This window comes from Kitasatospora sp. NBC_01287 (genome assembly GCF_026340565.1).
Lineage (GTDB): Bacteria > Actinomycetota > Actinomycetes > Streptomycetales > Streptomycetaceae > Kitasatospora.
Map to the genome: position 1 here is coordinate 1,149,996 of NZ_JAPEPB010000001.1, position 13,233 is coordinate 1,163,228.

The 13,233-nt window shown below is 73.6% G+C and carries 14 protein-coding genes; 13 read left to right on the top strand and 1 reads right to left on the bottom strand.

Annotation, left to right across the window (positions count from 1 at the left end; all coding sequences use genetic code 11):
- Position 1: 1 nt before the first annotated feature.
- From cas6e to cas2e, 3 genes are read left to right on the top strand one after another with little or no spacing between them, the layout of a single operon-like run.
- Positions 2-709: a type I-E CRISPR-associated protein Cas6/Cse3/CasE gene (cas6e, locus tag OG455_RS04625; RefSeq protein ID WP_266290474.1), complete on the top strand. Its 708-nt coding sequence runs from the start codon at positions 2-4 to the stop codon at positions 707-709.
- 5 nt (positions 710-714) lie between these two features.
- Positions 715-1,752, top strand: coding sequence for a type I-E CRISPR-associated endonuclease Cas1e (gene cas1e, locus OG455_RS04630; RefSeq protein WP_266290476.1), 1,038 nt, complete (start codon positions 715-717; stop codon positions 1,750-1,752).
- A complete protein-coding gene (gene cas2e, locus OG455_RS04635) occupies positions 1,749-2,099 on the top strand; it encodes a type I-E CRISPR-associated endoribonuclease Cas2e (protein WP_266290478.1) in 351 nt (116 codons plus the stop codon). The genes cas1e and cas2e overlap by 4 nt, the downstream gene beginning before the upstream one ends.
- 393 nt (positions 2,100-2,492) lie before the next feature.
- On the opposite strand, the gene OG455_RS04640 is transcribed toward cas2e, so the two are convergent.
- Positions 2,493-3,149, bottom strand: a complete 657-nt coding sequence (locus OG455_RS04640; protein ID WP_266290480.1) for an NAD(P)H-binding protein — start codon at positions 3,147-3,149, stop codon at positions 2,493-2,495.
- An 85-nt stretch (positions 3,150-3,234) separates the two neighbouring features.
- On the opposite strand from OG455_RS04640, the gene OG455_RS04645 reads away from it, so the two are divergent.
- The 10 genes from OG455_RS04645 (at position 3,235) to OG455_RS04690 (ending at position 13,233) form a co-directional block, all read left to right on the top strand.
- On the top strand, positions 3,235-4,113 hold the full coding sequence (locus tag OG455_RS04645) for a class I SAM-dependent methyltransferase (protein ID WP_266290482.1): 879 nt from the start codon (positions 3,235-3,237) through the stop codon (positions 4,111-4,113).
- 113 nt (positions 4,114-4,226) lie between these two features.
- A complete protein-coding gene (locus tag OG455_RS04650; protein WP_266300658.1) occupies positions 4,227-4,982 on the top strand; it encodes a Mut7-C RNAse domain-containing protein in 756 nt (251 codons plus the stop codon).
- A 103-nt stretch (positions 4,983-5,085) separates the two neighbouring features.
- Entirely contained in the window at positions 5,086-5,466 is a 381-nt protein-coding gene (locus OG455_RS04655) for a MauE/DoxX family redox-associated membrane protein (protein ID WP_266290484.1), read from the top strand.
- A gap of 424 nt (positions 5,467-5,890) precedes the next feature.
- Positions 5,891-7,372, top strand: a complete 1,482-nt coding sequence (locus OG455_RS04660) for a class I adenylate-forming enzyme family protein (RefSeq protein ID WP_266290486.1) — start codon at positions 5,891-5,893, stop codon at positions 7,370-7,372.
- Positions 7,373-7,660: 288 nt separating this feature from the next.
- Complete coding sequence (locus tag OG455_RS04665) at positions 7,661-7,930, top strand: acyl carrier protein (protein WP_266290488.1); 270 nt, start codon at positions 7,661-7,663, stop codon at positions 7,928-7,930.
- Positions 7,927-8,175: an acyl carrier protein gene (locus tag OG455_RS04670; RefSeq protein ID WP_266290490.1), complete on the top strand. Its 249-nt coding sequence runs from the start codon at positions 7,927-7,929 to the stop codon at positions 8,173-8,175. Before OG455_RS04665 ends, OG455_RS04670 begins: the two co-directional genes overlap by 4 nt.
- A gap of 157 nt (positions 8,176-8,332) precedes the next feature.
- Positions 8,333-9,292, top strand: coding sequence for a beta-ketoacyl synthase N-terminal-like domain-containing protein (locus OG455_RS04675; RefSeq protein ID WP_266290492.1), 960 nt, complete (start codon positions 8,333-8,335; stop codon positions 9,290-9,292).
- The gene (locus OG455_RS04680; RefSeq protein ID WP_266290494.1) at positions 9,289-10,038 is read left to right on the top strand and encodes a beta-ketoacyl synthase N-terminal-like domain-containing protein; all 750 of its coding nucleotides are present in this window, start codon (positions 9,289-9,291) and stop codon (positions 10,036-10,038) included. Before OG455_RS04675 ends, OG455_RS04680 begins: the two co-directional genes overlap by 4 nt.
- Before the next feature lie 85 nt (positions 10,039-10,123).
- Entirely contained in the window at positions 10,124-11,857 is a 1,734-nt protein-coding gene (locus OG455_RS04685) for a class I adenylate-forming enzyme family protein (protein ID WP_266290496.1), read from the top strand.
- Positions 11,854-13,233, top strand: coding sequence for a beta-ketoacyl synthase (locus OG455_RS04690; protein ID WP_266290498.1), 1,380 nt, complete (start codon positions 11,854-11,856; stop codon positions 13,231-13,233). Before OG455_RS04685 ends, OG455_RS04690 begins: the two co-directional genes overlap by 4 nt.

The following is a 13,233-nucleotide window of genomic DNA, read 5'->3' on the forward strand; positions in this document are numbered from 1 at the left end:
GATGTTCCTCACACGCTTCCGTATCAACACCGCGCGCACCGACGCCAAGCGGTTGCTCTCCTCACCGCAACGGCTGCACGCCGCCGTGATGTCGTCCTTCGCGGAGCTGCCCACCCACGAGGGTGGCGGTCCCCGCGTGTTGTGGCGCGTCGACCACAACACCCGTGCCGAGGTGGCGCTCTACGTTGTCGGCCCGCACCAGCCCGACCTGACCCACCTGGTCGAACAGGCCGGCTGGCCCACTCTCGGCGGCGGCTGGCAGACCTTCGACTACGGGCCCTTCCTGACCAAGCTCACCGCTGGCGACACCTGGTCGTTCCGGCTCACCGCCAACCCCGTGCACAGCATCCGCCGCAAGGAAGGCGAACCGACAAAGCGCACTGCACATCTGACACATCGTCATCAGGAGCAATGGCTGCTCGACCGGCAGAAGGAAGGCGGCTTCGCCATCCTGGAGACGACGCCCGAACGCCGCGTCCTGCCACAGGGCGACGAACACCAGCTCATCGTGCGCGATCAGCGCGGGCTCGACTTCGGCAAGACCGACCAACCCGGCGGCCCACGCAGGCGGGTCACCATCGTCACCGCCACGTACGACGGGCGCCTGCGGGTGACCGACCCGGACGCCCTGCGCCGCACGCTGACGGCGGGGCTGGGCAAGGCCAAGGCCTACGGTTGCGGCCTGATGACCCTCGCCCCGGTGCGGTGAGCACGGTGAGCACTCCGGCCAGGCGCCGGCTGTCCACGCCGCGCGAACTCGCTCGCGTCGGCGACCGGTTGTCCTTCGTCTACCTCGAACGGTGCGTGGTGCACCGGGACGCCAACGCGATCACCGCCGACGACGCCGACGGCACCACCCACATCCCGTCGGCCACCATCGGCACCCTGCTGCTCGGCCCGGGCACCCGCATCACCCACCAGGCCATGAGCGTGCTGGGCGAGTGTGGCGCCGGCGTGGTCTGGGTGGGCGAGAACGGCGTCCGCTACTACGCGGCGGGCCGGGCCCTGACCCGGTCCGCCGCCCTCGCCGAGGCCCAGGCCACCGCCTGGGCCAACCGGCGCAGCCGCCTCGACGTCGCCCGCGCGATGTACCGCACCCGCTACCCCGACGAGGACCCCTCCGGACTCACCCGCCTCGAACTCCTGGGCCACGAGGGCCAACGGGTCAAGGAAGCCTACCGGCGAGAGTCGCTGCGCACCGGCGTCCGGTGGAGCGGTCGGCACTACGTCCCCGGCGACTTCGCCTCCGGAGACGCACCCAACCAGGCCGTCACCGCAGCCGCCCAGTGCCTGTACGGGATCGCCCACGCCGTCGTTGGCGCCCTCGGCTGCTCGCCTGCTTTGGGCTTCGTTCACTCCGGCCACGAACTGTCGTTCGTCCTCGACGTGGCCGACCTGTACAAGACCGAGGTCGGCATCCCGGCCGCCTTCGACGCGGCCCTGGAGGGCCCCGACGACATCGCCTCCCGCACCCGCCGCGCCTTGCGGGAGCGGATCCGCACCACCGGCCTGCTGGACCGCTGCGTCGACGACATCAAGCGGCTGCTCGCACCGTACGCGAGACAGGAGAAGGACGGTACGGAGGCTGCGGCCACCGCTGACGACGCGGTGGCCCTGGTCGACGCGCTGGACGCCGAGGAAGCCGAGAACGCCTTTGATGGGGCGGACGAGTCGGACCGGGTGGAACTCCAGACCGATCGAGGGCGAACCGTGCCAGGCGGCCGCAACTACAGCGATGGGGCCGACCGGTGATCACGATCGTGCTCACCAACTGCCCCGCAGGACTGCGCGGCCTGCTCACCCGCTGGCTACTGGAGATCTCACCCGGCGTCTTCGTGGGCAACCCCTCCGCCCGGATCCGCGACATCCTCTGGCAGGAGGTGAAGCAGTACACCGCCAACGGGCGAGCCCTGCTCACCTACACCACCAACACCGAGCAGGGCTTCGCCTTCGAATCCCACGACCACAAATGGCACCCCGTCACCCACGAGGGCCTCACCCTGATCCGCCGCCCCACCAACCGGCCCAGCCCGCTGGCGGACACGGGCGCCAGGGGCTGGAGCAAGGCATCGAAGCGGCGGCGGTTCGGTGGGCGGTAGTTCCCTTTTGCCCGCTATGCCCGAGTCGACAGAAGTTCCACGCCCCACCACCTCGACCTGACAATCGCCCAGCTCACCGACTCTGCTCCCCGCGCATGCGGGGTTGATCCCCTCACCCAGGGCTGCTCGCCCTCTGGGTCGGCCTGCTCCCCGCGCCTGCGGGGTTGATCAGATCGGTCGGCCGCGCTCGTCCGACCCGGCCGGCTGCTCCTCACGCCCGCACGGCTGACCCCGTCGCGCCGTAGCAGCCGCGTGGTCTCCGGGCGCCAGCACGCACCCGCCTGCGGCCGCCTCCGCTCGGGCCACTGACGACCTGGCGAGCCGCCCTGCCTCCAGCAGCACTGCCGGCGACGCCGACGCGCGCCTCTGCCTCCGACCGGGGACAGTGCCCCCTCAAGCCCCCGCGACCGCCGCCGCCACGGCGTCCGGGCCGGCCACCAGCTCCACCGTGCGCCCCACCAGGGGTGCCGGGTCGCTGAGCAGGGCGGCCAGCACCGCTGCCACGTCCTCGCGGGGGACGGCGCCGGGGCCGGTGGAGTCGGCGAGCTTGACCCGGCCGGTGGCGGGGGAGTCGGTCAGGCGGCCGGGGCGCAGCACCGTCCAGTGCAGGGCGGTGCGTGAGCGCAGGTCGTCGTCGGCGGCGCCCTTCGCGCGCAGGTAGGCGCCGAAGACCGGGTCCGTGCCGTCGGGGGCCTGGGCGTCGGCACCCATCGAGGAGAGCAGGACGTAGCGGTGGACGCCGGCCAGCTCGGCGGCGTCGGCGAGCAGGACGGCGCCGGCCCGGTCGACGGTGTCCTTGCGGGCGGCGCCGCTGCCCGCGCCGGCACCGGCGGCGAAGACGACCGCGTCGGCTCGGTCGAGGACGACGGCGAGTTGCTCGGGGGTGGCCGCTTCGAGGTCGAAGACCACCGGCTCGGCACCGTGGTCACGCAGCGCGTCGGCCTGGGCCGAGCGGCGGATGAGGCCCACCGGGCGGTCGCCGCGCGCGGCGAGCCGGCGCTCCAGGTGGAGCGCGATCTGACCGTGGCCTCCGGCGATGACGATTCGCATAGCGGCACGGTACCGGGCCGAGGGCGTCGGCGGCGGATCCGACCGGCCTGACGGTGTGTCAGATGAAGAGTGCCAGGATGGCGGCATGACACACGACACCGAGGCCGCCGGCGCCTACCTGCTCGACAACCGCCGACGCGAGGCGGGTCAGCGCTTCGCCGCGATCGGCGAGCTCTTCGACCCGTGGACGCTGGAGCACCTGGACCGGTTGGGGCCGGTGGACGGCTGGAGCTGCTGGGAGGTCGGCGCGGGCGGCCCCGCGCTGCCGCGCGCGCTCGCGGAGCGGGTCGGACCGGCTGGACGGATCCTGGCCACCGACCTCGACACCTCCTGGCTGGCGGGCCTGACAGGGCAAGCATCGCAAGCAGCGCAAGCAGGAGCACCCGGCGCGCCGATCGAGGTCCGCCGTCACGACGTCGTACGGGACGAACCGCCCGCCGAACAGTTCGACCTGGTGCACACCCGGCTCCTGCTGGTGCACCTGCCGGAGCGGGTCGAGGTGCTGCGGCGACTGGCGGCCGCCGTGCGGCCGGGCGGCTGGCTGGTGGTGGAGGACGCGGATCCGGCGCTCCAGCCGCTCGCCTGCCCGGACGAGCGCGGGCCGGCGCAGGAGCTGGCCAACCGGATCCGGCGCGGCTTCCGCGCGCTGCTGGCCGAGCGCGGCGTCGACCTGGCCTTCGGGCGCACGCTGCCGGGGCTGCTGCGCGAGGCGGGGGTGCGCGAGGTGCGGGCGGAGGGGTACTTCCCGGTCACCTCACCGGCCTGCCGCGCCCTGGAGGCGGCGACGGTGCGTCAGCTGCGCGAGCAGTTGATCACCGGCGGGCTGGCCACCGCGGCGGAGATCGAGCGGCACCTCGCCCACCTCGGGGAGGTGGAGCACGAGCAGCAGCGCCCGGCCGAGGCCGCCGACCAACTGGACGTCACCACCGCACCGCTGATCACCGCCTGGGGGCGAGTGGGCTGAGCCTTGGCCGTGGCCTTGGCCGGGCCTTGGCCGGACCTGGGTCGGGCCCAGCCCGAGCCGCAAACCATTCGCCCCGCGTCGGCACGCGCTGGCATGCTGGCCAGGTGGAGAGTGTGCGCAAGCCCGAGATCTCGCTGACCGTCGCGCCCGAGCTGCGGCTGTTCCTCGCCGCCGGGCGGCGCCAGGCGGAGCACGCCGCGGTCCGCACCGACGGCGCCTCGACGCTCGGGCATGTCGTGGAGTCGCTCGGCGTGCCGCTGACCGAGGTGGGCGCGCTGCTCGCCGACGGACGCCCGGTGGCGCCCGGGCACCTGCCGAAGGACGGCGACCGGATCGACGTCCAGCCCGTGACGCGGCCGCAGGCGGTGCCCGGGGCGGTGCGCTTCCTGCTCGACGTGCACCTCGGCACCCTGGCCCGCCGGCTGCGGCTGCTGGGGGTCGACGCCGCCTATGAGAATCCGGACATCGGGGACGCGGCCCTCGCCGCCCGCTCGGCGGCCGAGCAGCGGGTGCTGCTCTCGCGCGACCGCGGGCTGCTGCGCCGCCGCGAGCTGTGGGCGGGCGGGTACGTGTACAGCCACCGGCCGGCCGAGCAACTGCGGGACGTGCTCTCGCGGTTCGCGCCACCGCTGGCGCCGTGGACCCGCTGCACGGCGTGCAACGGAACGCTGCGCGCGACCGCCAAGGAGGCCGTGCACGAGCGGCTGCACGACGGCACCGAACGCTCGTACGACACGTTCGCCCGCTGCGCCGACTGCGGCCAGGTCTACTGGCGCGGCGCCCACCACGCCCGCCTGACCGCCATCGTGGACGAGGCGCTGGACGAGTTCGGCGACCGCGCCGCACAGAGCGCGGCACCGACCGACTGAGCGGGGTTCCGTCGATGGGCGCGAGAGGCTACTCTCCGGTAACGAACCCTGCGGCGGTCCCCTCCGACCCGCCCGCACCGGACCGCCACCCCTGGAGCACGCCATGCCCGCTTCCACGCAGCGCTCCGCCCGGGCGCTCGGCGGCCTGCTGATCGCGGCCGGCGTCACCCACTTCGCCGCGCCCAGGTTCTACGACGCGGTGGTGCCCCGCACGCTGCCCGGCAGCCCGCGGAGCTGGACGTATGCCAGCGGTGTGGCCGAGCTCGCGATCGGGGCCGCCGTCGTGGCACCGCGCACCCGGCGGCTGGGCGCGCTGGCGGCGGCGGGTCTCTTCGTCGGTGTATTTCCGGCCAACGTGAAGATGGCGTACGACTGGCGCCACCGCCCGGCCCCGCTGCGCGCCGCGGCGCTCGCCCGGCTGCCGATCCAGGTGCCGCTGGTGGGATGGGCCCTGCGGGTGAGCCGCGGCACCACCTCGGGCTGACCCCTGATTGCTGACGGTCCGTCACCGCCTCGGTCGCCGACCCGAGCCGAGCCGACCCGAGCCGCTCGCCGCCGCCCTCCACCTCCCGCGACCATCACCACCGCCATCCACCGCCACGCACGTCGCACCCACCGCCACGCACGCCGCACCCACCGCGACGCGCGGCCGGTACCTTCGAACTCCTTCCGTCCGGGCGGCAACGGTGAACATCAACACGAGCTCCCGCACAGCCGCCTGACTATGGAACAGATCATCCGCACCCGTCCCCGGTTCACCGACTTCGCCACCGTGGCCTGATCCAATCGGTGGTCGGGCCATGGGAGACAGGCTGCCGTCCATCTCAGTTCAGGTTTTGATCGATCCTCATCACGAGAGCCTTGACCCTGGATCGAGCGCTGTGGGAGTCTCACGGCACGGGGACCGCATGACCATTCTTCACATCTACTTCTCGCAACCCCCCCAACTGGGAGTCGCGTTGTCGGTTTCCAACCTCCCGAGACACTTAGCCCAGCCGTCGCCCGGCGACTGGGTCGACCACTACCTACTCGCCGGCGATCCGGGCGAGCCGTGCCTGCACCTGGGCCGGACCGTACTTCGGGGCGAACTGTTCGACCTGGTGGACGAGCAACAGCTCCGGCTGTCCAACGCCGGGCTCGAACCGGGTGGCACCGTCAGTCTGCGGCTGCCGCCCTCGCTCGGCTACGTCGCCGTCCTCCTCGCGGCCTGGCGCCTGGGCGCGCAGGTCAGCCTGCTCGACCACCGGCTCACCGAGGCCGAGGTCGCGCGGGCGCTGGACCGCCTCGATCCGCAACTCGTGGTCGCGGCGAAGACGTCCGGCGGCGCCGCCATGCGCGGCTACACCGAGATCGAGACGGTGCTCGCTTCACGCCCGCAGGGTCAGGCCGCGGCGAGTGAGCACTGCTTGATCCAACTCAGTTCGGGCTCCACCGGTCCGAGCAAGGTGATCGCCAGGACCTCGGACTCGCTGGTCCGGGAGCTCGACCGCTACGACCGGCTGCCGGACTATCCGCGGCGGGGCGAGCGCGTGGTGCTGCTGGCCTCCGCCGTCCACGTCCTCGGGCTCGTGGGCGGACTGCTGCAGGGCCTGCACGCCGGCGTCCAACTGCATTTCCCCGAACGGCTGACCGGCGCCGGCATCCTGCAGGCGGTGGCGGCCGGCGACCGGCCGACCACCGTGCTCGGCGTGCCGTTCTACGCCGAGCTGCTGTCGGCACTGCCGGGCGACGAGCGACCGGAGCGACTGCGCCGGATGATCGTCGCCGGCGAGCTGACCCGCCCCGGACTGGCCCAGGCGTTCACCGCGCGCTTCGGCGTACCGCTCGGAACCATGTTCGGGATGACCGAACTGGGTATGATCGCAACTGACCTGACGGGGCATCACTATCCGGCCGTGGAACCCGCACACGGCATGGAACTGCGGGTGCGCGAGGGCGAACTGCTCATCGCGGCACCGGCGTCGCCCTACCTCGGGCTCAGCGATCCGACCCGCTGGGACGAGGGGTGGCTGCACACCCGGGACGCCGCCGCTGTCGACCCGGCCACCGGCCTGGCCACCATCCTCGGGCGACTCGACTCCCAAGTGGCGATCGGCGGCCTGAAGGTGGACCTCACCGAGGTCGAGCGCACGGTGGCCGCCGTGCCCGGCGTGACCGAGGCCGTCGTCATCCACGACGGCGGGATCAACGCCTACCTGGCACTGCGGGACACCACGGCGGAGGCTGTCCAGGCCGAACTGGCCCAGGAGTTGGCCGCCTACAAGCGGCCGAGGCAGCTGCACGTGCTGCCGAGCCTGCCCCGCACCGCCACCGGCAAGGCCCTGCGCGACCCGGTCGCACTGCGCCGAGCCGTCACCGAGTACGCGGCCGCCCAGCACGCCGGCGCCTGACGGCACGCCCAGGCCGCCCGACCAGCACCGCCCAGCGCACCCCACCGCCCCACCGTCCGACCAGCACCTCCCAGCACACCTCACCGCCCCACCAGCACCTCCCAGCACCTCTCCAGCTCCCCTGCACCTATCCGGCACGCCTCCCTGCGCCCGGACGCCCACCCGGACCGACGGCGACCAACTCGCCGCTCCGTCCCGCGCGTTCGCACTGACACCCGGCCTACCCTCCGGGTGCTTCCGCACGGCTTGACCGCACGTCAGCCCCACGCACGACGAAGGAGCAGCACCGTGAGAGACCAGATCAGCCGGTTCATCGTCCAGGCCCTGCGCGAGATGAACTACGACGTCGAGGACGTCACCGACGCAACCGACCTCGGCCCCGCCGGGCTCGACCTGGAGTCCTTGGCACTGGCCGACCTGACGGTGCAGCTGGAGGACGAGTACGGGATCAAGTTCAGCGACGAGGACATGGAGACCCTCGCCACCCTGAACCTCGGCGAGTTCGCCGCCACCCTGGCCGACCGCATCGCCGTGCCCACCGAGGTCGCGGCGGAATGAGCGACCTGCCGCCCCCGGATCGCGCGGAGGTGGTCGCCATCCTGGCGACCTTCGGCGACCGGGACCCCAGCATGGTGGACGAGTCGGTCGGCTCGCTCGAACTGACCTGGCTGATCAGCGAGGTGGAGCAGCGCTACGCGGTACTCCTCGACCTGGCCGACGCCGAGCTCGACCGGATGCACACAGTGACCGGCGCCATCGAGGTGTTGCACGACGCCCTGGCCGACCGCTCCGGTGATGCGTGACCCGAGGTCGCCATGGCCCGCCGCCCGGCGGGTTGTGGCGACCGGTACGGACGCGCTCTCGGCACACGGTCGCGGGCTTGAGCCGACCTTCAGTCAGATCGTATACGGCACAGCCGCGTTCGGCAAGGTGGAACGGTTCACCACGGTAGGACGACGGGTGCACCGGGCCGCACTGCTGGACGGCGCCGGCTCGCTGCTCGACGAACTGGCCGGCTCGGTTGAGCGGGCGCTGGCCCAGGCCGGCCTGAGCGCGGGTGAACTGGTCGACTGCCCGCTGCTGCTGGCCGCGCACAGCGACCAGGCGACCGAAAGTGGGCCGCTCTCAAGAGTGTTGGCCGCCCGTACCGGACTGGCGGGCACCGAGCGGATCTACACCACCGCCTGCGTGGCCGCCAGCACCGCCGTGGCGGACGCCGCCGCACGGATCGCCTCGGGGCAGCTGGACCGGGTCGTGGTCGCGGCCGGCTACCTGGTCGAGCCGGTGCAGTTCGCGCTCTTCGACGCCGGGCGGGCGCTGGCCCGCGACGGCGCGGTGCGCCCGTTCAGCCAGGACCGGCAAGGCGTGCTGCTCGGCGACGGGGTGGCAGCCGTGGTGCTAGAGGCGGCCGACCTCGCGGCCGAGCGCGGGGCGCCGGCCCTGGCCGAACTCGCGGGCTGGGGGCGGGCCGGGGACGCGTACCACGTGGTGCGCCCCGACCCCCTCGGCTCGGGTCTGACCCGGGCGATCACGGCGGCGCTGGACCGGGCCCAGGTGGCCCCCGCCGAGGTGGGATACGTCAACGCCAACGCCAACGGCTCGGTGCTCGGCGACCCTTCCGAAGTGGCGGCGCTTCGCGCCGTCTTCGGCGAGCGGCTGGGCGAGCTGCCGGTGAGCTCCAGCAAGGGGGCGCACGGGCACGCGCTCGAAGGCTCGGCACTGCTCGAACTGGTCATCACCATCGGCGCGTTGTCGGCCGGGCTACTACCGGTGCAGGGCGGCCACCAGGCCCCCGAGCCGGACTTCGCCGACCTCGACCTGGTGCTCGGCGCGCCGCGCCCGACCCGGGCCCGCTACGCGCTGAGCCTCAACTCGGCGTTCGGCGGGGCGAACACGGCGCTGCTGGTGGGCGCGGCATGAGCCTGGCCGTCGAATCGCAGGAGCAGGAGCCCACCGCGCAGCTCAGCACCGGACAGCCCAGCACCGAACAGCCCAGCACCGAACAGCCCAGCACCGAACAGCCCAGCACCGAACAGCCCAGCACCGAACGACCCAGCACCGAACGACCCAGCAGCGACCACTTGAGCGCCGAACAGCTCAGCGCCGGCCGGCTCGGCCTGGCCGTGTCGGCCCGTGCCCACTGGCCCGAGCACCCGGGCGACACCGTGCCACCGCTGCCGGGGTTCGTGCAGGCGGGCTTCAACCCGCTGGTCGCCGAGGTGGCCGCGCGCTGCCTGCGCGACCTGCGCCTGCCGGCCCCCGCGCGCACCGGCGTGGTGCTGGCCAGCACCCGGGGCGACACCCTCACCCCGCGGCTGGTCACCGCGGCCCTGGCCGAGGGCCGCGCGGTACCGCCGTTGCTCTTCTACCAGTCCAACCCGAACGCCGTGGCCGGGCAGGTCGCCGCCCGCTGGGGGCTGACCGGACCGATCATCTGCACCGCCCCGCCCGCGGGCGACCCGGCGGCGGTGCTGGCCGACGCGCTCGGCTGCGCCGCCCGGCTGCTCGCCGACGGTGAGGCCGGCCACGTGCTGGTGGTGGTCGCCGAGCAGAGCGAGGAGTCCGGCGCGCCGGAGCAGGCGGTGGCACTCCTGGTCGCCCCCACCGAGCACGCACCCGCCGACCACATGCACGCGCCCCACCGCACCTCCCCCGAGCACAGCTAGCTGGTAGCCGCCGGCGGTACCCACGTACCCCACGTACCCCACGCACCGCCGACCGCGGCCAGGAAGAGGAAAGGGACAACCGAGCGTGACTGTCCGTCAGATTCGTGCCAAACTCGCCGCCGACCTCGAAGTCGGCGCCGGAAGCGTGCTCCCGGCCCGCATCGCCCTGGGCGTCGGCCTGGACGAGCCGATGCTGACCTTCGACACCGAGGTCGACGGCCACCCCGCCTGGCAAGCGTTCTCCGTCCGGGAGTTGGACACCCTGGTGCGCGCCAGGGCCGCCGCGCTCGCCGCCCTCGGGGTCCGTCCCCGCGACCCGGTGGCGGTCTGGGCGACCGCGGCCGCCGACCAGGTGCTCGCCTTCCTCGCGCTCACCCGGCTGGGTGCGATCCCGGCCCTGGTCAACCCGCGGCTGGAGCCGGCGAAGGCCGCGATCTACATCCAACGGCTGCGCGCGGTGGGCCTGCTGGCCGACCAGGAGCACCAGGCGACGCTCGCCGGGCAGGACACCGGCACCCCGCTGCTGGCCGACCCGGCCGAGCTGGGCGCCGGCGACGCGCAGGCCGCCCCGCCGGCCTACCGCTTCACCGCCGAGGACCCGGTCGCGATCACCCACTCCTCGGGCACCACCGGCCTGCCCAAGGCCGTCGCCCACTCGCACCGCGGTCTCTACGCGGCGATCCGCTACCGGCTGGCGCTGCCCCGTCCACAGGGCTCCGACCGGATGCTCAGCGCGCTGCCCGCCGCCCACGCCGCAACGCTGATAGCGCTCAACCTCGCGCTCAGCGCGCACGCCGAGATCGCCCTGATCTCCGCGCAGAGCGGCGAGGCGGTGCTCACCGCGATCGAGCGCTACCGCCCGCACGGGGTGTTCGGCTTCGCCGCCACCTGGTCGGACCTGGCCCGGCACGATCTGGCGCGACGGGACCTCTCCTCGGTGGCGCTCTGGTGGAACACCGGCGACTGCGCGCACGAGGCGCACATCCGCCGGCTGGTCGCGCAGGGCAGCCGCGAGACGCTGGTGGCCGGCAAGCGCGAGCGGCAGAGCGGCTCCGCCTTCGTCGACGGGCTCGGCTCCACCGAGATGGGCCACTCGCACTTCCACATCACCCACACCAAGGAGAGCGCCCACTACGGCCGCTGCGTCGGCAAGCCACACTCCTTCGTGGACTGCGTGGTGCTCGACCCCGACGGCGCGGCGCTCGGGCCCGGCCAGGTGGGCGAGCTGGGCACCAAGTCTCCCACCCTGGCACTGGGTTACTGGAACGACTCGGTGACCACCTACCGCACCAGGCTGCGCGGTTACTTCCTCACCGGGGACCTGGTCTACCGGGACGAGGCGGGCTTCTACTACCACGTGGACCGGGCGGTGGACTCGGTCGAACTCGGCGACGGGAAGAGGCTCTTCACCGCGATGTCCGAGGAGCGGGTGCTGGCCGGCTGCCCGGACGTGCTGGACTGCACGGTGGTCGCGGTGCGCGACGGCGCGCGGGTGGTGACCGACGTGCTGCTGCAACTGGCCGCGGGCGCCGACCGGGAGCGGGACCGCACCAAGGAGGTGACGGCGCTCCTGGAGGAGGCCGTTGCCGCCACCCTGCGCCGGGTGATCGCGGTGGACGAGGCGGACATCCCGCTCGGCCCCACCGGCAAGGTCCGCAAGGTGCTGCTCCGCGAACGCCACCTGGCCCAGCACACCGCGAGCACGGCCGCCCCGACAGCCGCCCCGACAGCCGCTCCAGCAGCCGCCCCGGCAAACAGCCCAGCAGCCGCCCGGCCGGCGCCCGAGCAGCCCGAGCAGCCCGCCGGAGCGGCCCGATGAGCGCCGTCGTCACCGGCCTGGGCCTGGTCTCTCCACTGGGCCGCAAACCCGAGGAGTTCTACGGCGCGCTGCTGGCCGGCCGCTCCGGGCTCATCCGCCCGCCGGCCGACCACGCGGTCGCCGGCTGGCTGGAGGCCGCCGGGATCGCCCCCTGGATCGACCCGTTGGAGGTGCTCCCGCGCACCGAGACCAAGGCGGTGGACCGCTTCGTGCTGCTCGCCCTCGCGGCGGCCGACGACGCGCTCGCCGACGCCGGCCTGGTGGTCGGGCGGGACGTGGACCCGCGCCGGGTCGCGGTGGTCGTCTCCACCGGCGGCGGCGGGCTGCAGACCTTCGAGCAGCACTCGCACGCCCGGCTGGAGCGCGGCCGCACCGGCGTCAGCCCGTACCTGCTGCCGGGCATGCTCTCCAACATGGCGGCCGCCCGGATCGCGATCAAGTACGGTATCCGGGGCTACAGTTCGTCGATCGTGACGGCCTGCTCGGCCGGTGCCCAGTCGGTCGCCGAGGCGCTGCGGCTGATCCGGGGTGGCGAGGCGGACGTGGTGGTCTGCGGCGGCGCCGAGTCCTCGCTGCACCCCACGATCGCCGCCGCCTTCAGCAACGCCCGTGCGCTGGCCTCGGGTTGGGACGATCCGGAGCTCGCCAGCCGGCCCTTCGACCGGCGCCGCAACGGCTTCGTGCTGGGCGAGGGCGCCGGGGTGCTGGTGGTGGAGCGGGCCGAGTTCGCCGACGCGCGCGGTGCGGCGGCCCACGCCGACCTCGCGGGCTGGGGCGCCAGCACCGACGCGCACCATCCCACCATGCCCCGGCCCGACGGCGAGGGCGCCGCGGACTCGATGCGCGCCGCGCTCGCCTCCGCCGGCCTGGAGCCGGCCGACATCGGCTACGTGAACGCGCACGGCACCGGCACCAAGCTCGGCGACCGGGCCGAGACGGCGGCGCTGCGTGCCGTCTTCGGCGATTCGGGCCCGCGGGTCAGCTCCACCAAGGGCGCCACCGGCCACCTGCTGGGCGCGGCCGGCGCGGTGGAGTCGGTGGTCAGCATCCTGGCGCTCACCACCGGCACGCCGCCGCCCACCCTCAACCTGGACGACCCAGACCCCGAATGCGAGCTGAACCACGTCGCGCTGACGGATCGTCAGCGAACCGACCAGCGCACCGACCAGCGCACCGACCAGAACAGCGACCAGAACGCCGACCAGCCCAGCAGCCCGCCCAACCCGCCCGGCTCTCCCAGCCCGCGCAGCCCGCGCGGCCTCTCCGCCGTCCTGTCGAACTCCTTCGCCTTCGGCGGGCACAACCTCAGCCTCGTCTTCACGACTCCGAGCACCAGGGCGGCCCGGAGCGCGCAGTTCAGAGATCAGACCCCGTAG